This window comes from Thermostichus sp. OS-CIW-31 (assembly GCF_054060305.1).
In genome coordinates this window covers 1-24,010 of record NZ_JBSSDA010000020.1, presented here as the reverse complement: position 1 = coordinate 24,010, position 24,010 = coordinate 1, and the positions used below count along the sequence as shown (strand labels likewise).

The following is a 24,010-nucleotide window of genomic DNA, read 5'->3' as shown; positions in this document are numbered from 1 at the left end:
AGAGGGAGAGGCAGGTGCTCCAGATCACCTTGACGAATACCTTCACGATTTTTGCGTCCAGATAGGGTGTTGTCTGTTTTCGTTTGTCAGGGTCTAGATAGATGGACTGGCCTCTGCAGCCCTTGCCCTGACTGGATTTTCGCGATTTCCCTCAAGGGCGGACGATGGGACTCGAACCCACGAATGGAGGATCCACAATCCTCTGCCTTAACCGCTTGGCTACGCCCGCCGCGATTCCGGCTATCTAGCTTAGCATGGGAAAAACGGGACTGAACTACAAAGGTCGAAGCGCCTCAAAATGCTACCCAGAGCCGATTTGTTGCAAGGGGCAGAGTATCGAGAAACCTTGGCACGGGTCTTGGATTTGGGAGAGCAAGCCCTCAAGACCTGGCAAGTGGTCTGGAGCGACTTCCTTTCCCCACCCGAAATAGCGGAGGTGCAAGCTCGGCTGCGCAACTTGACCGAACTACAAGTGGGGGCCTGGGGAGGGTACCCCCAAGCAGAACGCCAACGCATAGCCCTGGCCCGCTCTGAGGTGGGCCTAGATGTCCGGGATCCCAAGCCCGACCAAGAAGGGATCCCATTGGCCGCCATTCAGATTCAGGGCAACTTTCTGTTCGACCCGGCCACTCACCGCGATTTTCTGGGAGCCCTGTTGGCGTCCGGCATCGCCCGCGAGAAAGTGGGAGACATCCTTGTGTTGGGAGACTCAGGCGCCCAGGCCATCGTTGTGCCCGAAATGGTGGATTACCTCACCCTAAACCTGACGCAGGTGCGCACAGTGCCTGTCAAAGTAGGCCGGATCCCCCTGAGCCAGTTGAACATTCAACCCCCCCGCGTCAAATCCATCACCAGCGTGGAAGCCTCTTTGCGCCTGGATGCGGTAGCCTCAGCTGGGTTTGGCATCTCCCGCAGCAAGATGGTGGAAGAAATCCAACGGGGGGAAGTGCGGGTCAACTGGAAGCCCATTACCCAAGCCAGCTACACCGTTGGCCCTCAGGATTGGATTGCCATTCGCGGTCGTGGTCGGCTGCAAATCGAAGAGGTAGCCGAAACAAAAAAAGGCCGCTTTCGGGTGCAAATGAGGCGGTATCTCTAGATTTTTTCCTGTCTGAGTTTGGGGAGATCGTTACCTCCAGGAAAATGCTCTAGAAAAAAGAGAAAAAGGCCCAGGGATAAAGCAAATACTCCAAGTAAAACAACTTCCAGATCAGTTGATAATAGCCAACGATCGCATCTCGGCGGTTGAGATCCAGATGAACACCATAGCCCAAGAGGATCCCCAGCCCCAACACATGGCCCACCAACAGCCAGAAGCCGTTGCCCGCAAGGAGAAAGGAGATTCCCACCCCGATAAATCCCAGATAGCAAAAGGCCAAAATGCCGATACAAAACCTTGAGATCCGCTCTGGCCCAAAGCGCAGCGAGAAGGTGGCAATGGCAAACTGGCGATCCCCTTCCATGTCGGGAATATCTTTGAAAAGGGCGATCACCAACCCAAAAATCGACATAAACCCCGTCAGCCAAACAATCGGGGCTGAAAGCTCGACCCTTCCCTGCATCACCTGCTGAAAATGGCTGTAAAGGCCCAAATTGACGATCAAACCCCGCACGCTGTAGATGCAAGCCGAGGCCGCCAGCGGAAAACGCTTCAACCGCAAGGGGGGCAACGAATAGGCCGTGCCGATCCCATTGCTCAAAAGCACCGTCAGCAGCAGGTAGGGGATCCCGGCCATGGCCAGCAGGACGGACGCCACCCCACAACCCACGACGATCCCCACCCCCTGTCGCCAACCCAGGGATCCAGCAGCTAAGGGCAAATGGGGCTTGTTGATGCGGTCGATTTCAACATCCGTCAGTTGATTCAAGCCGACGATGTAGACATTGGCCGCCAGACAGGCCGCCCAAGCCCAGACCAACTGGGGCAGCGCCGAGAGAACCGGTTGCAGGGATCCGGCAGCCACAAACCCCGCCAACAGGTAGAGGCCCACCACGCTGGCGCTGGTGCCGTAGACGGTGTGGGGTCGAGCAAAACGCCAGAGAACTTGTGGGCGCAACATCAAAAAAGCTAGGGAGAGTCTTCCAGGAGAGAAGCTAGGGCTGCCCAGCGGGGATCCGCCGTTGGTGCTGTAGCTTCCACCGCAATGCCCGGACAATCGGGACGGCAGGGCAACTGGCGGGGCATCTCCAAATGCAGGTGCTGGTACATCCAGTCTTCGACATCCAGCTCACCATTGGGGGGCAGGCTCTCCAGCAGATCTTCTTCGTCTTGCAATTCCAGCTCCAAGGGGAGAGGTTCGGGATCCCGAATCAAAATGATCTCCTCAACTTCCAGGTGCAGCCGGTGGTTGAACTGCTGGAGGCAGCGGTGGCAGGTGAGGGTGACAATGGTACGAGCTTCAGCACTCACTTCGAGAAAATGGCCCCGATGGCTGACTTCCAGGGATCCCTCCACAGGGGTCAAACTCTCAAAGCCCGAAAAAAACTGCCTAAACTGCAATTCTTGGGTTTGACCGGGCATCTGCCGCAGATCCGATAGACGAATTGGCCTCAGCATGGCACCCCCCTTCACGCGTTTTGGGTAGCAGGGATCCCTGTCGTCACCGTAGCAAGAGGGCCAACTTGTTCCCAGCCCTCTGCCCACTCTCAAGATGGGGAAGCTGCCCGACGGATAACCAAGCGCCGGTCAGGCTCTTTGCCACGGCTGAAAGTTTCCAGATCGGCATAGGCAGGGTCATTCAAAAGAGTATGAATTTGCCGACGCTCGGCAGCCGAGAGATCGGGAAACTCGTATTCCCGGCCAGTGGCCCTCACCTTTTCCACAGCAGCGGCAACCAAAACCTTCAGCTCCTGCAAACGCCGCTGCCGATAGCCGTCCAAATCCAAAATGTAGGGCTGCTGCTGGTCTTCCGGCTGGTTCAGGTTGAGAAGGGTGTTGGCCAGGTACTGCAACGCATCCAGCACCACGGGGGAGCGATCCTCCTCTTGAGGGGAATCTCTGGAAGATGGAGAGGGCAAGGGGGGGGCTTTCGCCAACAGCAGCTGCTTCTGAGCTGGGGTCAAAGAGTCTGCCTCAATTTCCAGCACCCCCCCCACCACCCGCACCGCCGCTGGGATCCCCATAGCCGCCAGCACCTGCTGTAACCACTGCCTGGCTCGCTCTTGATTGGCCGCAAAGGTGGACTTGTTTGGCGAAGGGGCAACGGTTCCCTCAGATTTCTTAGCAGCAGATCCCGTAGAAGACTTAGGACGGCTCATCCTGGGCAGCTTCCAACTTTGAAGAGGTATCAACACTCAACCACAAGTCCACCCCAACAGCGAGGATCCCCTAGGGCTCAAAGGGCAAGGATTCCCGTCCCTCCTTGGCTGCTCTGGGCTTGGTCGATTTTTGCACTTCCTTGGCCTCCACCGTTATCGTCTGGGCAGCCCGACGACGCTCCTCTTCCACCAACTGCTGTAAGTTCTCCGGCAACGGCTCCCGCGAGAGCAGGAAAGTCTGCACCGTTTGGAAGATATTAGAGACGAGGATGTAGAGCAAAACCCCTGCCGGCAAAGGGAAGAACAGGAACATCGCCGAGAACAGCACAGGGGTGATCCGAGCCATGGAACTTTGGCTGGGATCCTCTTTGCCGGTATCCTGTCCGGCATTGGTTAGGTACTGGTTCAAGTAAATGGACACCCCAAAGATGACGATCATGGCGATGATATCCCAGTGGATGGTGCCATCCTCGTCGAAGGCCCCCACACGGCCCAACTTGTCGATGAACAGAAAGCCGGTGTCAGAGGCCAAACCGGGAATAGACACCTGCACGGTCACATCCCCCGGCTGCAGAGCCAGCAAGGTGCCATCCGGCTTTATCTGGGCACGATCTTCCCCTTTGGTGATCTTCCAGGTGGGCTGTAACAGATTGGGATCCCCGCCCGCTTCGGCCACCAACTGCTCAAAAGGTTTGCCCCCCGGCCCTTGAAGCAAAAATTGCACCTCTTCCCCGACGGCAATCTTGGTGCCTTTGGGTTCCACCAGCACCACCGGCTTGTGAAGAGAGTCGGTGACAAAAATGTTCTTGCTGGGGCTGACGTAGGGAGCTGGCACCACCTCAGCCGCCACTTCCGCCGGCAGGATCTGCAAGTTGACATCGTAGGTTGCTGCCGCAAAAGGGGATCCCCGCAGGGTGGCAAACAGGGCAAACAGTACCGGCATTTGAATGAGCAGTGGCAGGCAGCCCCCCAAAGGATTGGCCCCCAGCTCGCTGTAAAGCTTGGCCTGGGCTTCCCGAAGCTTCTGCGGGTCGTCTCGGTATTTCTCCTGGAGTTCTCGCATCCGCCGCTGCATCACCGGGCTGATCACCTTCATGCGCCGCATGTTGCGGATGGATCCCACATTGAGCGGGTAGAGGGCAAAGCGGATCACCAACGTCAGGAAGATAATGGCCAGTCCATAGCTGGGCACGATCCCATAGAAAAAATCCAGGATCGGCAGCATGACGTTGTTGGAGAGAAATCCGACTCCGAAGTCCATGAGGGGCGCTGGCAAATGTCCGTAACCATTGTAATGGCTTCCGTTCGGTTGACGAGGGCGTTTTCAGGGTTTGTCCCCTGGATCCGTCAGATAGACCTGAGAAAGGCGAGCAATTGAGCAAAATCAAGCCCGCTCCACTGAACAGGGATCCCAAGGCCCAACAAGAACCCCCCGCCGGCAGTTGCCTAGCAGTCCTTTTTTCCCCTATGATGAGAAACGCTTGATCCTCGGTAGCTCAGCGGTAGAGCGGTCGGCTGTTAACCGATTGGTCGCAAGTTCGAATCTTGCCCGGGGAGTATGTCCAAGCTGATCAAAGTCGATCAAAAAAACCGGATCTGGAATCCTCTCCTTCCAAGACAGCTCTGAGCATGCTGAGCGAAAGGAGGAGACAAAAACCAAGTCTCTTGCCGAGGATGGGGCGTCTCCCAGCGTTGAGCCAGACGTGGGTGGAGAGAATGGAAGCTGGCTGAGGATTCCGTCCCGCCGACGTGAACTGTTCCCGGCGAAGTGTCAAGAGTCTCTGTCCTTTGGGGCAAGGAGTATGTCAGAATACCCTCTGGCTGTCTATTCCCAATCCGAGGGTGCTTGCTGTGATCGACCTGTCGCGGATCCCTGCCCAACCCAAGCCCGGCCTGCTCAACCTCTTGATTGAGATTCCCGGCGGCAGCAAAAACAAGTATGAGTTCGACAAAGACATGGGAGCGATGGCGCTGGATCGGGTGCTCTATTCCTCGGTGCAGTACCCTTACGACTACGGCTTTGTGCCCAATACGCTGGCCGGGGATGGGGATCCCTTGGATGGCTTGGTGATCATGGATCAGCCCACCTTCCCAGGGTGTGTGGTCACGGTGCGCCCCTTGGGCATGTTGCAGATGATCGACGGCGGGGATCCGGATGAGAAGCTGCTGTGTGTGCCTGCCAAGGATCCCCGCTATGCTGCAGTGACCAAGCTGGAAGACATCGCCCAGCACCGCCTGGATGAGATTGCGGAGTTTTTCGCCACCTACAAGCGCTTGGAAAAGAAAGAAACCCAGATCTTGGGCTGGAAAGGTTTGGCCGAAACCGAGGCGGTCATTGCCAGCAGCATTGCGGCCTGCAAACAACCCCAATAGACATCTCTAAGGGATGCGAACAGAAAGAGCTTCCTGGCGATGTTGCAACAGTCGCTCTGGGGTGAGGGGCCCTTCGATGTGTTGCCAAGGCAAGGGATCCCCTGGATCCCAGTGGCTGTGCACGTAGTAATCCAGAGGCGGCAGTTGCCCTTTAAGCTCTTTGAAAGCCCGCCGGTAGCTCCCCAAGGATTCCCCAAAGTCCCGCGCCAACTGCAAGACTTTTCCCACCCGCCGATCCCCTCGCGAGATGAGGGCCTGGATCACGGACCAGCTATAGCTTTCCGGGCGAAACTCCACCCCCAGGGGACGCAGATGTTTCTGGAAAAACTGCAGTTTTTTCTCGGCTTGGGGATCCACCCCGTGCCACTGAAAAGGAGTGTGGGCTTTGGGCACAAAGGTGCTGCAACCCAGCGTTAGGCGCAGGCCGGGAGCCGCTTTTTTGAGCTCTTGGAAAAGGGCTACTGTGGCCTCCAGATCTGCCTGGGTTTCCGCCGGGATCCCTACCATGCCGTAGAACTTGATGCCCTTCAGACCTCCAGCCTGGGCGTGGGCTGCTGCTGCCAAGATTTCCGGGTTGCTTAACTTCTTGTTGATGATCTGGCGCAGTTGTTCTGAGCCACTTTCGATGGCCACCGTAATGGACTGGCTGCCCCGGCGGGAGAGTACCTGCGCCAGACGTGGGGTTACGGTAGCGGTGCGCACCGAGGCCAAACTGAGACGCACCTGCTCGAAGCGATCCTGGGCCAAGTGCTCCAGCAACTGCTCGAATTGCGGGTGTTGGGTTACCGAAGCCCCCAGCAACCCAATCCGCTGGGTAACCTGCAGCCCCCGCTCTACCGCCGGGATCAAATGCCCCTCCACATCCGCCACCCGGAAAGGCAACGTTAGGTAGCTGGCCAGGCAAAACCGACACATCTCCGGGCAGCTGCGCACCACCTCCACCATGTAGATGCTCTCCCAGGCCGCTTTGGGGGTGACTACTGTGGAAACCGAGAGGGTGTTGCCGCGGAAGGTGTGTTTGCGAATGGAGCTAGGGATCCCGGCCACTTTGGGGAGCACCTTCTCCACCGGGCCGTCGGGCTCCCGGTATTGGGGTTCATACAAGCCGGGCACATAGATCCCTGGCACCTGCGCTAGCGCCTGCAATTTCTCAGCCCGGGATCCCTGGCGCACCTCCCGATAGACCTCGATCATCTTCTCCAGAAGACCTTCCCCATCCCCCAACAAGATCAGGTCAAAAAACTCGGCAAAGGGCTCAGGGTTGGCTGTCAGTACCGGGCCGCCGCCAAAGACCAAGGGGTGGGCTTCTTCCCGCTCCTCAGATCTGGGAGGGATCCCGTGCCGTTCCAGCAGAGCCAGGATATGGACATAATCCAGCTCCCAGGATAGGGAAAAGCCGAACAGCTCCGGCTCCCGGGGCAGGGGTTCAGCCAGATCTGTAAAGAGGCGGGAGACGGCCACATCTCGGCAGCTGGCCAGCAGACTCCAGATGACTTGATAGCCCAGGCTGGTGATCCCCACTGCGTAGGTGTTGGGGAAGGCGTAGATTACCCGCACTGCGTCGGGGTCAGGCGTGGCCGGGGTAAAGAGCAACTGCTCCAGGGCAAACTCTGGGGTAGCCAAGGGATCCCGCTGTGTTGGATTGAGGTTTGGGTTCCGGCTCGGAAGAGTTTTGATTTGCCTGCCGAACTTTTTTGGCTCCTGCATGCTAACAAAAGCTAGCATCTTTCACCAATGCAGATTGCCGGAACAGGGCAGTTCTGCCCAAGCAGGCAGGAAAACCCCACATGCGCCATTGCGGTCTCGGTGCAACCGCGATCCCCTGCAGCAAAACTCATTCCAAAGCCCAGACTTCCGGCAGAAGCCGCCCTCTACGAGCAAAGTGTACGGGCAAAGTGAGGGTAGAGCGTATATCATTACCCCTTCGGCTGGGCAATGTCGAACTCGGCGTCGTAGTCGAAGTCCTCCTCTTCGTCAGCCCAGTCTTCTTCCAGCCTATCGTCCCCCGCCAGCTCCTCTTCCTCCAGGCGGCGCTTTTCTTCGTATTCCTCATCCTCTAGGCCCAAAGCAGCCCGCTCTGCCCGCCGCCGGAAGCGCTCCAGTGCCGCTGGAGTGATGAAGGGATAGGGCAACCCTTGCGCTTGGGCCTCCTCCAGCGCTGCGCGGTAGCTCTCCACTTCCTTGATGTCGATTTTCCAACCGGTGAGGCGGGCTGCCAGGCGCACATTTTGCCCCTCTTTGCCAATGGCCAAACTGAGCTGGTCGCTGTTGACCAACACATGAGCTTGCTGGATTTCCGGATCCACTAGCCGCACCTCCACCACCTTGGCCGGGCTGAGGGCGTTGGCAATGTAGGTGGCAGGATCCGGCGACCAGCGGATGACATCGATTTTCTCGTTGCGCAGCTCTGCTACCACCGCCTGAATCCGGGATCCCCTCGCGCCAATACAGGCCCCCACTGGATCCACGTCCCGCTCCACCGTATCGACCGCAATCTTGGTACGTGGCCCCACATTTCGGGAAGGGGGGTTGGCCTCCCGCGCCACTGCCACAATCCGCACGATATCCTCTTCAATTTCTGGCACCTCGTTGGCAAACAGGTTCACCACCAAGCCAGCATCGGCCCGGGAAACCAAAAGCTGTGGCCCCCGCCGGGATCCCTCATAGACTTTCTTGAGATAGACCTTCATCACCGCGTTGGGAGTGTAGCGATCGCTGGCCAGCTGTTCCTTCTTGGGCAGTTCTGCTTCCACCTCAGGTTGTCCGAAACCGCTGGATACCGACATGATCACCGTCTGCCGCTCGGTGCGCAGCACCCGTGCCTGCAGTACGGTTTTTTCCAGATCGCGGAACTCTTCCTGAATCAGACGGCGCTGCTGATCCCGTAACTTTTGCGCCAGCACCTGCTTGGTTTGGATGGCCGCCATGCGGCCAAATTCCGCCTGTTGTGGGGTGACATCATCTGTGACTTCCCAGCCTACTTCGGCTTCTGGGTAATCCTGCTGCACATCGTACAGAGAGATCTCGTGATCCGGATCCTGTACCTGCTCAACGATGGCTTTGGTGGCCAAAACGCGAAAGCCTCCTGCCTCCACATCCAACTCCACATCGAAATTGCGGAAGTGGTCTTCTGCAAAGACCACATCTCGCTGGATGGTTTTGCGGTAGCGTTCGTAGCCCTTGAGCAGCGCCTCTCGCAGGGCATCGGTGACCACATGGCGGGGCAAGTTGCGCTCCCGCGAGATCATCTCCACCATTTCCGCCAAACCCGGCAGAGGCACCATCGCCATAACCACTGTCCTCCTGCACAAACTTCGTGAAACTTGCTGTTGCTATTGCTCCACAGCGGGAACTGAACCCGCATCTCTGATGCGAAGGGAGGGCCGCACCACCTGCGGTCAAACGCTCTCTCTATCTCCGGTCTCCTAGTCAGTTTCCGATGAGAGGGCAACCCGCTGCACCGAAGCGCGGGGCAACTGAACTCGCCGCCCCTTGAGGGATAAGGCAACCCTCTCCTCATCCCGACCCAGCAGGTGTCCTGACCAAACGGCTTTGCCCTTGTAGGGTGGATCCAAGGTCACCTCCACCGCAAACCCTTTGAAAACCACAAAGTCGCGATCGCTGGTGAGAAGGTTGCTGATGCCAGGGCTGGACACCTCCAACACGTACTGGCCTGGGATCAGATCCACCCGATCCAGCTCGACTTCTAAGGCTTGGCTCATGGCTTCGCAATCGGCATGGCTGGTTTCTCGGTCGGGATCCAGTGGGCGGATATCCACCCGCAGAACTGGCGGATGCTGGTTGGTGTGGAAAACCATTTGCACCAACTGGTATCCCAGTTGAGCGGCCAAGGGACGGGCCAAGCTCTCCAACTGCGGAATAAGAGGGTGAACCATAACCTACTCGTCACCAACCGGGTGTTGCCGCCAGATCCAAACCCCTTTGAGCCGGAGCTGGCAAAGGGGACAGTAAGCCCCCTCAAAAAGCAAAGAAGTGGGTACCACCCACTCCCCGTTGCTATCGCGGAGCTCCTTGAGGCTCGCCCGGAATCAGTACAGACTTCGAGCGCATCCCCCCTACCTCCTAATTTAGAAGATCTCCTCCGGTTTTGTCATGGGGATCCCCAAAAGGCAACATCTATAATGTGGACAACTGCGGATTTGCCCAGATATCCAGCCGCGTTTTGTGGGGTTTCCTATGACTGTTGCCTTTTCCTACCCGATCTTCGGCCCCAGCATTCAGTGCCCCCACTGTCGGCAAACGATTGCGGCCCTCACCCTGACCGATACCTACCTCTGCCCTCGCCATGGTGCATTTGAGGCGGATGCTGAACAAGAGGAGCTGGTACACCTGCAATCCGGACGGCGCTGGCGCTTTTGGGAAGGTCGCTGGTTTCGTCAGCACACCCACGCCGATGGGATCCGTTTTGAGATTCATGAAGAATTGGATCGGCTGCGCATGCAAGGGATGCGAGCCACTCAGGTGATTGTGGCCGAACGCTACCGCCAGTTGCTCACCCCTTATCTGGAGCAGGGATCCCACCGTCGCCCTGGCCCACCTCGCCTCTATGGCTTGCCCGTCAGCTTCAGCTCCCAAATCCCAGAGGATAGGGGTGGATCCCCTCAGCGCTGGCGGGTGATCAACTTTGAGCTGACCTACGAGATCGACCCGGCCATGCGGCAGCCGCAATCCCGTCTGCAACTGTGTGATTAGACTGTGTGATTAGAAAGGCGAACAGGTAGAGAGCTGTTGGAAAATTGGTGGCTGCTCAAGTCTTCTAGAACTGGAAGTTTCCTTCCGCGGCGGGAAGCGCTATGCCTTGATAGGTGTAGCCAATGAATCTCGGCTGGTCAGGCATATAAAACCGCTCCAGTTGCTCAAACCGAAACCCCGCTCCCTGGATCAACCGAGCCATATCTCGGTTTAGGTTGCAGCCATCTGCGATTACCTTTTGTATAGAGTTAAGACAATTTTGCCATCTTTGCACCTGGGGATCCTCGCTGAGGCCGTGTTCGAGAAAAAACAGCTTTCCCCCTGCTCGCAACACCCGCCGGATCTCTCTCAAAGCCTTGGCCACATTGGGAATGCTGCACAATGTCCAGGTGCTAACCACGCTATCAAAACTCTGGCTTGGAAAAGGCAGTTCCTGGGCATCCGCCACCTGCCAATCAACGGCGATGGGAGAAGAGGCAATGCGCCGACGAGCCAGGGATCCCATGCCGGGATTGGGGTCTACCCCTGTGATCTTGCGAATGTGCTCTGGGTAGCAGGGTAGGTTGAGGCCGGTGCCAAAACCAATCTCCAGAACGGATCCCTGCACATGAGCCAGAAGCTGCCGCCGATAGCGCTCCATCCCTTCCCCCGAGAGGGCCAGATCCAACAGCCGCGGGAAGATTATTCGGCGATAGAGCATGCCTCTAACCCCCAAACCCTGAACTTTGCTGAATTTACTGAGCTTTAGGCGGTTTGGCAAAAGTCATTGAGAGGGATATAGTAGACCAAGTTTCCCCCTGATCCTTGAGTCCACCGCAACGGTTGCCGGGAAGTGAAGGGGGAAAGCGCTCGGGGGGTATTCCTCAGGGCTTTGCGGGATACCGCCTTCCTGTTTGGACTCCGTCCCGCTGACGCGAACAGAGATAGGCAGGATGCGATCGCTTCTTTCCTGAACCATGTTCAGGAGAGTTCAGCGTGAATGTATCAGGTTCATGCAACCATTTCCAGATATTCAGGCATTCATCTTTGAGCAGCTTAAACCGTCTGGACAGGTTGCGGTTGAGCGGTCACCTTCAGGGAGTGGAGGGCATAGCAGGCCAGCAACCAATTGAGCAGGCGGGCCACCACGCGAGCAGTTTGCCGTGTTGCGGATCCCACCGCCACCCCTCCCAGCGAAAGGCCAACCACAGGACGAGCAGCAAAGATGGCCTCACAGGTCTGCAACAGTTGCAACCAACTCACCCCCCCTGGCTCTGGGTGATGCACGGCGGGCGCTAAGGAAGGATCCAGCACACTGCAGTCCACCACCAAAAACACCGGTTGATCCGGCAAAGAGGCCACCACCTGCTGGGGATCCCAGCCATCTTGGGCCCAGAATATTGGGCTGTGGTGGGCTTTCAGCCATGCGTAGGCCCGCGCACTGCCGCTGCGCAATCCCACATGGATCACCGGCAGCTTGTGCTGATAGAGCAACTCCACCCAGGCAGCACTGCCATAGCTTGTATCTTGATCCGGCTGGGTCATCTCTGGGGGCGGCATCAGGTTGGCATGAGCGCTGCAATGCACCACACTCAGAGTTGGGTGGTGCTTCCAGAGGGCACGAATGGCCCCCCAACTGGCGGCCAAGACCGAAGGCAACAGCACCGGCCATTGTTGTCGTCTCCAAGCTTGAGTCACCGCCGCCTCACACATGCCGTAGGGAGGCTCATCCACCAGCCCCGGCAACTGCGCCACCGCCAGCTTATCCACATCGATCCCCAACCTCGGCTCGAAGGCACACAGCTCCGAACCGGCATTGAGAATGGCCATCGGAGCCTGAGTATCGTGGCCAAAGGCGGTGGGAATGAGAATGACCCTAGCATTGGATTGCGAGCTGGGATGGAGTGACCACTGGGCCATGGGCGCTATTCCTTTTCCAGAAAGCTGTGGGTCTCCGGCTTGTTCTATGGTGGCTTACAGGGTGCCTAGGGATCCGTCTGAGGGCCAGCCAGTCTGCTACGAAAGATTACAGTTCCCAGGCGGAACTGGGGCCAAAAATCGAGTCAGTGGTAGATTCAAAGTGCTTCGCGCCGCAAACCGCGGTTTGGACAAGGCAAACCACCGCAAACCACAACGAGTTGAGAAAGGTAGACTATGGCTGTGATGGAAGGCGATCCTCGTCAGGGAGCAAAGCTGCCTCTATTTGGGGGATCCACCGGGGGGCTGTTGAGCGCAGCCGAAACCGAAGAAAAATACGTCATCACCTGGACGGGCAAGCCGGGGCAGGTGTTTGAAATGCCCACTGGCGGCGCTGCTGAGATGGTGGAAGGCAAAAACTTTCTCACCTTTGCCCGCAAAGAGCAGTGTTTGGCGCTGGGTGCCCAGTTGAGATCCGACTACAAGATCAACGACTACCAGATCTTCCGCATTCCGGCGGGTGGAGAGCCTGTGTTGGTGCATCCCAAAGACGGCGTCTTTCCCGAGAAGGTCAACGAAGGCCGTGAGCCCGTCGGCAAAGTGGATCGCAACATCGGCAAAAACAAGGAGCCGATTACCTACAAGTTCACCGGCGGGAAACCCTGGGACTAAGTCCAGCGGCCCTTGTCTTGTCGGATCCCCTGGTCAATTCAGGGGATCTTTATTTGTTCGCGGGCACCTGGTTCTGGAGCGGTTGCCGACGGCCCTCACCCCCAGCCCCTCTGCTGTTGCTTGTCCCTTTTGGGAAGAGTCGGGCTGCCCCTGGCGAAGAAAAGCCCCAGCCCACCCGGGGCTGGAGCCATACCCGAAAAAGCCCGGGATCCCTGAGGCAGGATCTGGGCCAGACTACTTGGCAATCGCCGCGAAGAACTCCTTGGATTTCACTGGGTCGGGGTGCATGGTTTTCTGGCCGGGCTGCCAGTTGGCCGGGCAAACTTCATCGGGGTGAGATTGCACGTATTGGATAGCTTGCAGGGTGCGCAAGGTTTCATCCACACTGCGGCCAAAGGCCAGGTTGTTAATGGTGGCGTGCTGGATGATCCCTTCTTTGTCGATGATGAACAGGCCGCGCAGTGCCACACCCGCTTCCGGATCCAGGACATTGTAGGCAGCGCTGATCTCCTTTTTCAGGTCAGAGACCAGAGGATACCTCAGCTCACCCACCCCTCCAGCCTTGCGGTCGGTTTGAATCCAGGCCAGGTGAGAGTATTCGCTATCCACCGAGACGCCCAGGATCTCGGTATCCAGCTTGGCAAAGTCGTCATAGCGGTCGCTGAAGGCCGTGATCTCCGTTGGGCAGACAAAGGTGAAGTCCAAGGGGTAGAAAAACAACACCACATACTTCTTACCCCTGTAGTCGGAGAGCTTCACCGTCTTGAATTCCATGTCATAGACGGCGGTGGCCGAAAAATCGGGAGCAGCTTGGCCAACCCGCAGACATCCTTCCTGAGACATCAATCCACGCTCCTTGCGGTAAAGTGCAAATGTAAACCAAACCTAACATACCATACTCATAATGACTCTGCCTTAACTCGATAGATAGCGACGGATCCCAACTGCCGGGATCCGGATAATGCCCATTTTTCCATGCTGATCGGTTCGGCTCTGCAAGGGATCCCATGAGAGTGGCGCTGGAGTTCCTCTATCACTTTTGTTGTGACCGCTGTCGGCGGTGGTGGAGCCAGGCCGATGTGGAGCCCCAACCTGGGGATCGCCTGTATTGCCCCTATTGCGGCCATCAAAATTGCGTGGAGCGCATCGATACCTTTCGCGACGCTGCGCGGGGCAGTTGCCTGACCCGTCCCCCCGATGCCCCTTCTCCAGAGCCGCGTCCGCCCTCTGAAAAATCCGGGGATCGGCCTCAGGAGAAGCGATCCCCAATCTAGTTATCCTGGGCAAACCCAGTCCTCTTGCCCCTATGGGGCAGCCAGCCGCTAGAGCCTGTCAACCATTCAACGCATCCGCCAGAGTTCCCCGTTGCGAAGATGACCACAGGTAGAGGTCAACCTCAGGCGAGGAAGAATCCACCAGATAGCGACAGAGGCGGCGCTCTTCCAGGATGGCGGTGGAGCAGCAGCAACTGTAGACTTCCAGATAGTCGTCCGGCTCCGCCTCAAAAATCGCCTGCTGGCCGGGAAAGAGGGTGCGCTCCCAGTGGCCGGGGATCGTTCGGATCACCTGAACCTGTCCGGAACGGTTGACGAAAGCGTATCTTTTCATTGCGTTTTTTTAATTGCGTTAAGAAAAACTTATTGCCCTTAAAATAGGCTACCATCCCTGATCCCCAAGCGACAATAGCGAGCCACCAAGACGGGGATCGCTCTTTCTGTCTAGCTTTGGGGGATTTGTTCTCTCAGCTTATAGGGGTTGAGAGAATCGGATCTCGAGGAGAAGCCTGCCCTGGTAAACTGAGAGGAAGAGTCTGAAGATATCCTTAAGTTGGCCTTCACCATTCCGAGATCAGCAAGGGGGCACATCGTGGACAACAAGTTGGGGCTAGAGATCATCGAAGTCGTGGAGCAGGCTGCCATTGCCGCCGCCTGCTGGATGGGCAAAGGGGACAACAAGACCGCCGACCAGGTGGCTGTAGAGGCCATGCGGGAGAAACTCAACCAGATCCCTATGCGCGGTCGCATCGTCATCGGGGAAGGAACCCGCGATGAGGCCCCAATGCTCTACATCGGCGAAGAGGTGGGCATCTGTACCCGCCCGGATGCTGAGCAGTTCTGCCGCGTGGAAGAGCTGGTGGAGATTGACATCGCTGTGGATCCCTGTGAGGGCACCAACCTGGTGGCCAAAGGCCAAAATGGCTCCATGGCGGTGCTGGCCATCTCTGAGAAAGGTGGCCTTCTCCATGCCCCGGACATCTACATGCAGAAGCTGGCAGCTCCGCCCCAGGCCAAGGGCAAGGTGCACATCGACTATCCGCCAGAGAAAAATCTCAAGATCATCGCCGAAAGCCTGGATCGGGAGATCTCCGATCTGACGGTGGTGGTCATGGATCGCAAGCGCCACCTCGATCTGATTCGCCAAATTCGAGAGGCGGGGGCGCGGGTGAAGCTGATTACCGATGGCGACATCTCGGCGGCTCTCTCGGCAGGCTTCAACGGCACCGGCATTCATGCCCTGATGGGGATCGGGGCTGCTCCTGAGGGAGTGATCTCGGCAGCTGCTCTGCGGTGCTTGGGCGCCCACTTCCAAGGTCGGCTGATCTACGATCCCGAAGTAGTTCAGGCAGGCACCTACTTGCCACCCGTGGAGGAAACGCGACGGGAACTCAAAGAAAAAGGCATCGAGGATCCGGACAAGGTGTGGGAGTGTGAGGAGCTGGCCAGTGGCAAGGAAGTGCTCTTTGCTGCCACCGGGATCACGGATGGCGACTTGATGCGCGGGGTGCGCTTCTTCGGGGGCGGGGCCCGCACCGAGACCTTGGTGATCTCCAGCCAATCCCGCACGGTGCGCTTTGTGGACACCATCCACATGAAAGATGGCCAGCAGCCCCGCGGCCTGCAACTGCGCTGAGGGATCCCCTACCCAACATCCTCGGAGATCGGGGCGGCTTTCCCCTGCTGGAGGTCGCCCTTGCCTTTTTGGGAAAGTTACGAAATCTATCAAGCCCCAACCCGTGAAAACGTAATAACTCTTCAGCAAAATCCGGCAAAACCGGTTCGATACTGGTCTTAGGGTTTAGGTAGGCTGAGAAAAGTTACCTAAGCTTGCTGGAACCGAGTCAAGGGATCCCCCATATCGGTTACAGCTCTTGCTTTCTCTCTGAAACAATATTTGCTTTTGTTCAGAGTTTTTGTTTTTAATAACTTTTGCTGTTGCTGTACAGACGACGGAGAGGCATGTTTATCGCGGTTGTCGGTCTTAGCCATCGCACAGCTCCCGTAGAGATTCGGGAGCGCCTCAGCATCGCGGAGGCGGAGGTGGGAGAGACGATCCAGCAGCTTCGCACCCACCCCCACATTGAGGAGGCTGCGATCCTCAGCACCTGTAACCGGCTGGAGGTCTACATCGTCACCTCAGAAATGGAGAGTGGTGTCCGGCAGACGATGCAGTTCTTGGCTGAGCTGAAAGGGATCCCCTTGCCCCAACTGCGTCCGCACCTGTTTACCCTTCTCTACCAAGATGCCGTAACCCACCTGATGCGGGTGGCTGCCGGGCTAGATAGCTTGGTGCTGGGAGAAGGGCAGATCCTCTCGCAGGTGAAAAAAGCCCAGCAACTGGGCCAAGCCTGCAACGGCATGGATCGCATCCTCAATCGCCTCTTTAAGGCGGCCATTACCGCCGGCAAACGCGTCCGTACCGAAACGGAGATCGGCACCGGCGCCATGTCCATCAGCTCGGCAGCGGTGGAGTTGGCCCTGCAAGAGCAGGGATCCCTCTCTCAGGGCAAAGTTACCGTGGTGGGGGCGGGGAGAATGGCCCGTCTGTTGGTGCAGCACCTGTTGGCCAAAGGGGCAGTCGATATCACGGTGGTGAACCGCTCCCTGGAGCGGGCCGAAGCCCTGGCCAAGCAATTCGAGCAGCCGATCCAGGTGCTGCCTTGGGAGTCGCTGCTGAACAGTGTGGCCGAGTCCAACTTGGTCTTCACCAGCACCGGTGCCACCCAGCCGATCCTCACCTACCAGCAACTGGCAGGGGTGCTGCAGCCAGATCAGCCGCTGTTGTTGGTGGATATCTCTGTGCCCCGCAACATCGATCCCGACGTGGAAAAGCTGAAGGGGGTACAGGTGTTCAATGTGGATCACCTCTCCCGCATCGTGGAAGAAAACCGCGCCCAACGGCAAAAGCTGGCTCTGGCTGCCGAAGCCCTGGTGGAAGAGGAGGTGGATCAATTCATGGAGTGGTGGCGTTCTCTGGAGACGGTGCCCACCATTTCCAGCCTGCGCCACAAGGTGGAGTCTATCCGCGAACAGGAGATGGAAAAAGCTCTCTCCCGCCTGGGCAAGGACTTTGCCGAGAAGCACCTGGAGGTGATCGACGCCTTGACCCGCGGCATCGTCAACAAGATCCTGCACGACCCGATGGTGCAACTGCGGGCCAAACGGGATATTGAGGCGCGGCGGGCAGCCATGCGGATCTTGCAGGAACTGTTCAACCTGGATCCGGTGGTGTTTCAAGCCCAGCAAGAGCGCTAGGGATCCCTTGGCGAAGAGCGCATGACTTGAAGAATTGTAACAGCTCTCCCATCTGGGGTGGAGGGCACCCCTTAGGATACAAAGCGTAAGCCACAGGATCTGGGATTATGTTCGGACAATACGAAGTTTTTGTGCAGTTGGCTCTGCTGGCCTTGATTGTCTTGGCAGGCCCGGCGGTCATCCTAGTGCTTTACCTGCGCGGCGCCGATATGTAGGGGATCCCTCTGGATATTGAGGCAGTCGGGATAACCCTTTGGGAGTGCTGGGGCTAAGCCCAAAGCCAGGAGTGTTTAGCAACGTAACGCTCCTTTGCGTTAGAGCCTTTGCGTTAGAGTTGTAAAGAAATCCCTAAGGCACTCCTGCTTGTAGGGCGACATCCTGCTGGTCTAATATGTCACTCCCCATCCGCAACGTTGCCATCATTGCCCACGTCGACCACGGCAAAACCACCCTCGTGGATGCCCTGTTACGCCAGGCGGGCATCTTTCGGGAGGGGGAAGACATTCCCACCTGTGTGATGGACTGCAACACGCTGGAGCGGGAGCGGGGCATCACCATCTTGGCCAAAAACACAGCCGTCCGCTACGGCGAAACCTTGATCAACATCGTCGATACTCCTGGCCACGCCGACTTTGGGGGCGAGGTGGAGCGGGTGCTGGGGATGGTGGAGGGCTGCCTGTTGATCGTGGATGCCAACGAAGGCCCGATGCCGCAAACCCGCTTTGTGCTGCGCAAAGCCTTGGAGAAGGGCCTGCGCCCAATTGTGGTGGTCAACAAGATTGATCGGCCTCGCGCCGAGCCCTACAAAGCCGTCGACAAGGTGCTGGATTTGTTCTTGGAGCTGGGGGCAGACGAAGACCAGTGCGACTTCCCCTATCTATTTGCCTCTGGGTTGCGCGGCTTTGCCCTGGAAGAAGCCCATCTCAAAGACTTTCTGGAAGGGAAGTACAGCGGATCCCTGGATATGAAGCCTCTTTTCGAGGCCATTCTCAAGCATGTCCCACCTCCCATTGGGGATCCCGGCAAGCCCCTGCAGCTGCAGGTCACCACGCTGGAGTATTCGGAATACCTGGGCCGGATTGTGATCGGCAAGATCCACAACGGCACCATCCGCCTGGGGGATCCATTGGCAGTGGTGAAAGAGGATGGATCCATCGCCAAGGGCAAAGTAACCAAGCTGTTCGGCTTTCAGGGGCTGCAGCGCATCGAGCTGACGGAAGCCACCGCCGGCCACATTGTTGCTGTGGCGGGGTTTGCCGAGGCCAACATTGGCCACACCCTCACCTCTCCCGAGAATCCCCAGGCTTTGCCGCTCATCAAAGTGGACGAGCCCACATTGCAGGTGATGATCTGCGTCAACGACTCCCCCTTCGCCGGCCAGGAGGGTACCTTCGTTACCTCGCGACAGTTGCGGGAGCGCCTGATGCGGGAGCTGGAAACCAACGTGGCGCTGCGGGTGGAAGAAACCGACTCGCCGGATCGCTTTTTGGTGTCGGGGCGAGGCGAGCTGCACCTGGGCATCCTGCTAGAAACCATGCGGCGGGAAGGCTATGAGTTTCAGGTGGGGCAACCGAAGGTAATTTTCCGCGAGGTCAACGGCCAGCCCTATGAGCCCTATGAGTGTTTGGTGCTGGATGTGCCGGAAGCGACAGTGGGGGCCTGCATCGAGCGACTGGGGCAACGGCGGGGAGAAATGCAGAACATGATGGTGGGATCCGATGGTCGGGCTCAGCTGGAGTTTGTCATTCCGGCGCGAGGGCTGATCGGCTTTCGGGGGGAGTTTATCCGCATCACCCGCGGCGAGGGGATCATGAGCCACAGCTTTTTGGAATACCGTCCCCTGACCTCTGAGATGGAAATGCGCCGCAACGGGGTGCTGATTGCTTTTGAAGAAGGGGTGGCCACTACTTATGCCCTCAAGAATGCGGAAGATCGAGGTGTATTCTTTATTACGCCAGGTACCCGCGTTTACAAGGGCATGATCGTGGGCGAGCACAACCGTCCCCAAGACTTGGAGCTGAACGTCTGCAAGACCAAGCAACTGACCAACCACCGGGCTGCGGGCGGGGAGGAGCTGGTGCACTTGCAAGCGCCGGTGGAGATGACCCTGGAGCGGGCTTTGGAATACATCGGCGAGGATGAGCTGGTGGAGATCACGCCCCAGTCGGTGCGCCTGCGCAAGGCACAGTTAACGCCCTCTCGCCGCTAGTTTTCTCAGCCAACTGGAAGAGAGCCTGGCTCACCACCGCCGCAGGTAAGAGGCCAAGTTGGGGAAATAGAACGCCCCCCAAATCCCCAGCAGGATGACTCCCAAGCCGAACACAACCAGCCAAAGGCGCGGTCGGCTGTGCAGCTTATTGGATCCCACCTGGACGTAGGCCAGATCCACCCAAGCAGTATTGCCGCGGCGGAACCAGCCCACCACTTTGACGCGCCGGCCCACCAGGGCGCGGATCCGCTTCAGGCCGGAAAAGACATTGCCCACCGGCCCCAAAGGGGAAGTAAAGCGCACCGGGATCAGCCCTGTGGCCTCTTGCAGCTTCAGCTCTGCCCCCAGTTGATAGCCGGAGGGGCCCAGTCCCACCAACTCCCCCTCCAGCTCCACCCATTGTCCGCGGCAGGGATCCGCGTCGGGATCCGCCAGCAAGCTGAGCACATCCGTCGGCCTTGCCGGCAGGGATCCCCCGTACATCAACCCCGCTTTGGCCCACAAGCCCACCCCGTAGCCCACCACCGCTGCTGCCGCGATCACCTTGGGATCGAGACGGTTTTGCAGCAGCAGGTAGAGGATCAGCCCCACCAGCCAGCCAATGAGGATCCCGACCACTTCGGCAGCATAGATGGCCAGATCCAGCCAAAACCGGCTTTGCAGACGGGCCACATCCAATTTGGACCCGGATCCCAGGCTCAGCTCCGGCAGGAGGCGCAGCCGCTCTCCATATCCCGCCAAGACCTTGAAGCGGTGCCCCGGCAGCGGATGGCTGGAATTGACCTGCATCCAGCGGGCCCAAGGGTTGATTTGATCCCAAAGAAAGACTTGGCCAGCTTGGGAGGGATCCTGGAGGCGGGCGGCAGCACTGGCAGCGGCGATGGTTTTGAAGTCCAAAAAGCTGAACAGGCGGGTGCAGTGCAACAGCGAGGAAGGTCGGCGGTCGTTTTTGTGGGCCTCCTGCAGGCCAGCAGCCGATTTGAGCAGAGCAGCGATCAGCCCGTTCGGGTTGCCGGTTGCCTGTACAGCAAAATGGTCGGCATGGTAGGTGCCCAGGCGGGAGAGGAAAAACAGCGGGTAGGAAAGCACCGTGTAGATGAGGTAGAGCAGCGGGGCCACATGCCCGATGAGATCCCGCCGTTTGCTTCCCAGTTGGCTCACCTGCTCTAGGGCCAGGTAAACCAGTTGAATCGGGGATCCCAGCAGGGTCATGACCAGGATATCTCCATTAACAATTCGCCCCAGGGCCTGGGCGTAGACGGCGGCAATCTCATCCTCAGAAAGCTGCTGCAACAGGGCTTGGGTGACCACAATGCGGCAGCCATCAGAAAAAGTGCCGTAAACAAAGGCCAGCGGCCCGGCATCTGGGATCACCCCCAGTCGGGGCTGTTTTAGCTGGTTTCGGGCACAGATGCGCTGCAGCAGGCGCGCCGTTTCGGGGCTGTGGCGTTCGATTTCGCCAAGCCTGGCCCAACGCAACTTGTGCAGCCGTTGGTGGAGCTGATCCATCAGCCAGGGGGCAAAAAAGAGAAGGCCTACTCCAAAGTTGACCGCCAGGCTGCCGGCCACCAACCACCGCAGGCCATTGCGCAGCCAGGGCAGCAACCCCTGCAAAAACCAAAGCTGCCGCGGAAAACTCAGCCGGCCAAAATCCAGATGGCTGCCTACCAACACAAAGCTCAGCCACCAAAGGAAGACAATGCCCACCCCCAGGGATCCCCACTTGGCCCAATGCAGGGGGCCGGCCCGCTCCGGCAGGGGGATCTTCATACCCAGTTGGGCGGCCCGTTGACGGGTGGACAGGGATCCCGCTCCAGGAGACGGCTCCTCTGGGGGAGCAGAACGCGGTTCGACAGGTTTGGCGGACGGAGCAGCCAGGGACTCTGTTGCAGTGGGCAGGCGAAGCAAGATCTTCTTGGCCCAGCCTTGCGCCTGGGGGTTGGGGTGTTGCAGCAGCTCTAGGCAGAGGGACCGTGCCTTCTCCGTCTGGCCCAACTGGTGGTAGGCCCGCACCAGGTTCATTTGGGCTTCCAGGGCTTCGCCGTCAGATGAGTCTGCCGGGATCCCTAATGCTGCGCTCTGCTGACGGGATTGGGCCAAGTAGCCTTCAAAAAGTTGGATGGCCTCTTGCAGGCGGCCCTGCCGCAGGGCTTCCTTGCCCGCCTGGACGGCATCGGGGATCATCGGCTTGCTCCTTGCCTGGTAGGGTCTGCTTCTGGAGATCGGTTGGATCCATCTGCTCCCCCAGCTTACTCAGGGATCCAACCCCGAGAGACCGGATCCCCCCTAAAGGGGGTAGCAGAGCAAGCGCCGCCGCAAGCGATCCAGAGCCGTCTGGGCGCTCCACCAACGCACCCCCTCTCTGCCGCGCAGGCTGCCAAACCGGTACTCGTGTACTTCCACCTTCCCTTGCGGATCCGCCAAACCCAGATACACAAGACCGACTGGCTTGGTGGCGGTGCCTCCCTCTGGCCCGGCAATGCCGGTGATGCTCAAGGCCCAGTTGGAGCCCAGGACTTGCTTGGCCCCCAGCGCCATTTGGGCGGCCACCGGCTCGCTGACAGCCCCTTGCTGCCGTAGGGTTTCCGGCTTCACCCCCAAAAGCTGTTCCTTGATGCGGTTGTCGTAGGCCACGATCCCCCCCACAAAGTAGCGGGAGCTGCCCGGGATCCCGGTCAACAACTGCCCCAGCAGCCCGCCGGTGCAGGATTCCGCCACTGCCAGAGTTTGCCCCCGCTGCAGCAACAGCTCCCCCACCACACCGGCCAAGGTCGCCTCATCACTGCCGAAGTAGTCTTCTCCAGAAATCTGTAAAATCTGCTCCACCACCGGGGCGATCAAGGCTTGGGCCTCTTCACGACTGGGAGCACGTCCGGTAACCCGCAGGCGTACCTCCCCCTGGCTGGCGTAGGGAGCCACCGTAGGGTTTTCCCCCGCCAACAGGGATCCCAGCCGTTCGGCCAGCGTCGATTCGGGAATGCCCCAATAGCGCAGTACCCGGCTGTAGAACACCTCTTTTCCCCAGCCGATGGAGCGCAGATAAGGCACGGCGGTCTCCCGCCACATGTGTTGCATCTCCCGCGGCACCCCAGGGAAGGTGAGAATGTGCAGGTCGGGCCGGGGCTGCCAGATGAGGCCACAGGCGCTGCCAAGCGGGTTGGGCAACACCCTCGCTCCCCGGGGCAGAAAAGCCTGCTTGCGATTGCTCGGCGAGGGCACAAGGCCCCGCTGCCCGTACTTTTGCAGGATCTCTTCCCACACTTGGGGGTGCTCCACCATCTCCGCCCCAAAAAAGGAAGCCAGCGCCTCATGGGTGAGATCGTCCGGCGTCGGCCCCAAACCCCCGGTGATCAGAATCAAGCTGGAACGACCACAGGCCACCTCCAGCGCGTGGTGAATGCGGGCCTCGTTATCCCCCACCACCGTTTGGTAATAGTGGGGGATCCCCAGTTGCGCCAACTCGGCTGCCAAGTACTGGGCATTGGTATTGGTGATCTCTCCCAAGAGCAATTCCGTGCCAATGCAGAGGATCTCAGCTCCCTGGGGAATAGCGGTTTGCGGTGGGATCATGCTTGGCCTCGAGCTCAGCTCAGCCGCAAGAGAAGTATACAAGCAGGGAGGTCTCGGCCTCCCTGCGCGCCCCCAGATTTTGGGCTTGCAGTTGGCCATTCCAAATGGCGGTGAGACAACCGGCAAGTTTCCATCTCCGGCGCTGGCAAAAAGATTGGGGGACGAGATGTATCCGACAGCACAACAGCGACAGACGCTGCAGCAGTGGTTGGGAACAGCTCGGTTTGTTTATAACCGCACCCTAGATTTTCTGAAGTCTTTAGAAGGCGAGCGTCCACCTGGATGCAAGTAGCTACTCACCACATCTTGCCTTCTCTACCAGATTGGGCGAAGGCAGTCCCGTACCAAACCAGAAAGTGGCAGTCATTGTTTGCGTTGGCCCATTCAAGACTTGCGGGATGAGCGCCAAGGCGGCCAGGTTCTGGGTGGACAACTTTGACATTTATTCTTTGACATTTTCTTTGACATTATTTGACATTGTTTATTGTCTTGGTTTATTGTCTTGCTGCTCAAGTTTCAGACCTCCAAGATAGCGGTCAGAAAGCAGCGCCAGCTACATGCCAAGACGGTGCGCTTGCTACTGGTGGGCGCGTAGTGCGTTCCAGGAACGGCCAGAGGCTGTGGCTGAGCAGTACGGGAAACAAGCATTGACATCCTCCCCGGCCTGAAGGCCGGAGATTCCTACCACGCTACGCATGGATGGCTCCTTGCGCAGTCGTCTCGGCGGGTTCCTGCTTCCGACCGCCCGTGCAGTTCGATCCACAGGCCATCCGGGCTGACACGGGTG

General features: G+C 58.5%; 23 protein-coding genes and 2 tRNA genes. 11 read left to right on the top strand and 14 right to left on the bottom strand.

Annotated features, from left to right (window positions below; genetic code table 11):
* Positions 1-156: 156 nt before the first annotated feature.
* Positions 157-229 (bottom strand) — tRNA-His (locus tag ACVWY9_RS11445).
* A gap of 69 nt (positions 230-298) precedes the next feature.
* Between ACVWY9_RS11445 and ACVWY9_RS11440 the strand changes: the two genes are divergently transcribed.
* The gene (locus ACVWY9_RS11440) at positions 299-1,099 is read left to right on the top strand and encodes a photosystem II S4 domain protein (RefSeq protein ID WP_457388433.1); all 801 of its coding nucleotides are present in this window, start codon (positions 299-301) and stop codon (positions 1,097-1,099) included.
* Between the two features lie 49 nt (positions 1,100-1,148).
* Here the strand turns inward: ACVWY9_RS11440 and ACVWY9_RS11435 are convergent, their stop codons facing one another.
* From ACVWY9_RS11435 to yidC, 4 genes are all read right to left on the bottom strand, one after another.
* Positions 1,149-2,060 carry a homogentisate phytyltransferase gene (locus tag ACVWY9_RS11435; protein WP_457388431.1) on the bottom strand — a complete coding sequence of 304 codons (912 nt, stop codon included), beginning with the start codon at positions 2,058-2,060 and terminating at the stop codon, positions 1,149-1,151.
* Between the two features lie 8 nt (positions 2,061-2,068).
* Positions 2,069-2,557, bottom strand: a complete 489-nt coding sequence (locus ACVWY9_RS11430; protein WP_414381600.1) for a YceD family protein — start codon at positions 2,555-2,557, stop codon at positions 2,069-2,071.
* Positions 2,558-2,646: 89 nt separating this feature from the next.
* Positions 2,647-3,258, bottom strand: a complete 612-nt coding sequence (locus ACVWY9_RS11425; protein ID WP_457388429.1) for a Jag family protein — start codon at positions 3,256-3,258, stop codon at positions 2,647-2,649.
* 70 nt (positions 3,259-3,328) lie between these two features.
* Positions 3,329-4,519: a membrane protein insertase YidC gene (gene yidC / locus ACVWY9_RS11420; protein WP_457388427.1), complete on the bottom strand. Its 1,191-nt coding sequence runs from the start codon at positions 4,517-4,519 to the stop codon at positions 3,329-3,331.
* A 224-nt stretch (positions 4,520-4,743) separates the two neighbouring features.
* Between yidC and ACVWY9_RS11415 the strand changes: the two genes are divergently transcribed.
* Positions 4,744-4,815 (top strand) — tRNA-Asn (locus ACVWY9_RS11415).
* Positions 4,816-5,112: 297 nt separating this feature from the next.
* Entirely contained in the window at positions 5,113-5,631 is a 519-nt protein-coding gene (locus ACVWY9_RS11410) for an inorganic diphosphatase (protein WP_414331173.1), read from the top strand.
* A 6-nt stretch (positions 5,632-5,637) separates the two neighbouring features.
* On the opposite strand, the gene ACVWY9_RS11405 is transcribed toward ACVWY9_RS11410, so the two are convergent.
* The 3 genes from ACVWY9_RS11405 to rimP all read right to left on the bottom strand — a co-directional run bounded on the left by ACVWY9_RS11405 (position 5,638) and on the right by rimP (position 9,527).
* The gene (locus ACVWY9_RS11405; RefSeq protein ID WP_457388425.1) at positions 5,638-7,254 is read right to left on the bottom strand and encodes a B12-binding domain-containing radical SAM protein; all 1,617 of its coding nucleotides are present in this window, start codon (positions 7,252-7,254) and stop codon (positions 5,638-5,640) included.
* 293 nt (positions 7,255-7,547) lie between these two features.
* Positions 7,548-8,921, bottom strand: a complete 1,374-nt coding sequence (gene nusA / locus ACVWY9_RS11400; protein WP_414381589.1) for a transcription termination factor NusA — start codon at positions 8,919-8,921, stop codon at positions 7,548-7,550.
* Positions 8,922-9,056: 135 nt separating this feature from the next.
* Entirely contained in the window at positions 9,057-9,527 is a 471-nt protein-coding gene (rimP, locus tag ACVWY9_RS11395; protein ID WP_011433822.1) for a ribosome maturation factor RimP, read from the bottom strand.
* A 301-nt stretch (positions 9,528-9,828) separates the two neighbouring features.
* On the opposite strand from rimP, the gene ACVWY9_RS11390 reads away from it, so the two are divergent.
* Positions 9,829-10,344 (top strand): TIGR02652 family protein, encoded by a 516-nt coding sequence (locus ACVWY9_RS11390; protein WP_011433824.1) that lies wholly within the window; start codon positions 9,829-9,831, stop codon positions 10,342-10,344.
* Between the two features lie 64 nt (positions 10,345-10,408).
* Here ACVWY9_RS11390 and ACVWY9_RS11385 read toward each other — a convergent pair whose 3' ends face one another.
* The gene (locus ACVWY9_RS11385; RefSeq protein WP_457388422.1) at positions 10,409-11,044 is read right to left on the bottom strand and encodes a class I SAM-dependent methyltransferase; all 636 of its coding nucleotides are present in this window, start codon (positions 11,042-11,044) and stop codon (positions 10,409-10,411) included.
* A gap of 335 nt (positions 11,045-11,379) precedes the next feature.
* Complete coding sequence (locus ACVWY9_RS11380; protein ID WP_457388420.1) at positions 11,380-12,243, bottom strand: arginase family protein; 864 nt, start codon at positions 12,241-12,243, stop codon at positions 11,380-11,382.
* A gap of 243 nt (positions 12,244-12,486) precedes the next feature.
* Here ACVWY9_RS11380 and ACVWY9_RS11375 point away from each other — a divergent pair, with 243 nt between their 5' ends.
* Positions 12,487-12,912: a photosystem I reaction center subunit II PsaD gene (locus ACVWY9_RS11375; protein WP_011433827.1), complete on the top strand. Its 426-nt coding sequence runs from the start codon at positions 12,487-12,489 to the stop codon at positions 12,910-12,912.
* Between the two features lie 234 nt (positions 12,913-13,146).
* On the opposite strand, the gene ACVWY9_RS11370 is transcribed toward ACVWY9_RS11375, so the two are convergent.
* Positions 13,147-13,755 (bottom strand): peroxiredoxin, encoded by a 609-nt coding sequence (locus tag ACVWY9_RS11370; protein WP_457388418.1) that lies wholly within the window; start codon positions 13,753-13,755, stop codon positions 13,147-13,149.
* 164 nt (positions 13,756-13,919) lie between these two features.
* Here ACVWY9_RS11370 and ACVWY9_RS11365 point away from each other — a divergent pair, with 164 nt between their 5' ends.
* The gene (locus ACVWY9_RS11365; RefSeq protein ID WP_457388416.1) at positions 13,920-14,186 is read left to right on the top strand and encodes a hypothetical protein; all 267 of its coding nucleotides are present in this window, start codon (positions 13,920-13,922) and stop codon (positions 14,184-14,186) included.
* 58 nt (positions 14,187-14,244) lie between these two features.
* Here the strand turns inward: ACVWY9_RS11365 and ACVWY9_RS11360 are convergent, their stop codons facing one another.
* Positions 14,245-14,520 (bottom strand): DUF1830 domain-containing protein, encoded by a 276-nt coding sequence (locus ACVWY9_RS11360; protein WP_011433830.1) that lies wholly within the window; start codon positions 14,518-14,520, stop codon positions 14,245-14,247.
* A gap of 258 nt (positions 14,521-14,778) precedes the next feature.
* Here ACVWY9_RS11360 and glpX point away from each other — a divergent pair, with 258 nt between their 5' ends.
* From glpX to typA, 4 genes are all read left to right on the top strand, one after another.
* The gene (glpX, locus tag ACVWY9_RS11355; protein WP_457388414.1) at positions 14,779-15,822 is read left to right on the top strand and encodes a class II fructose-bisphosphatase; all 1,044 of its coding nucleotides are present in this window, start codon (positions 14,779-14,781) and stop codon (positions 15,820-15,822) included.
* A gap of 326 nt (positions 15,823-16,148) precedes the next feature.
* On the top strand, positions 16,149-17,444 hold the full coding sequence (locus ACVWY9_RS11350; protein WP_414417709.1) for a glutamyl-tRNA reductase: 1,296 nt from the start codon (positions 16,149-16,151) through the stop codon (positions 17,442-17,444).
* Positions 17,445-17,551: 107 nt separating this feature from the next.
* Entirely contained in the window at positions 17,552-17,659 is a 108-nt protein-coding gene (gene psb30 / locus ACVWY9_RS11345; RefSeq protein ID WP_099812430.1) for a photosystem II reaction center protein Ycf12/Psb30, read from the top strand.
* Between the two features lie 176 nt (positions 17,660-17,835).
* Complete coding sequence (gene typA / locus ACVWY9_RS11340) at positions 17,836-19,653, top strand: translational GTPase TypA (RefSeq protein ID WP_414381575.1); 1,818 nt, start codon at positions 17,836-17,838, stop codon at positions 19,651-19,653.
* 30 nt (positions 19,654-19,683) lie between these two features.
* Here typA and ACVWY9_RS11335 read toward each other — a convergent pair whose 3' ends face one another.
* Together ACVWY9_RS11335 and ACVWY9_RS11330 are read right to left on the bottom strand one after the other, a co-directional pair.
* Entirely contained in the window at positions 19,684-21,837 is a 2,154-nt protein-coding gene (locus tag ACVWY9_RS11335; RefSeq protein ID WP_457388411.1) for a M48 family metalloprotease, read from the bottom strand.
* A 102-nt stretch (positions 21,838-21,939) separates the two neighbouring features.
* The gene (locus tag ACVWY9_RS11330; protein WP_457388409.1) at positions 21,940-23,223 is read right to left on the bottom strand and encodes a competence/damage-inducible protein A; all 1,284 of its coding nucleotides are present in this window, start codon (positions 23,221-23,223) and stop codon (positions 21,940-21,942) included.
* Between ACVWY9_RS11330 and ACVWY9_RS11325 the strand changes: the two genes are divergently transcribed.
* Positions 23,174-23,515, top strand: a complete 342-nt coding sequence (locus ACVWY9_RS11325) for a helix-turn-helix domain-containing protein (protein ID WP_414423674.1) — start codon at positions 23,174-23,176, stop codon at positions 23,513-23,515. The two genes, ACVWY9_RS11330 and ACVWY9_RS11325, sit on opposite strands and share 50 nt — an antisense overlap.
* The last annotated feature ends 495 nt before the right edge of the window (positions 23,516-24,010 follow it).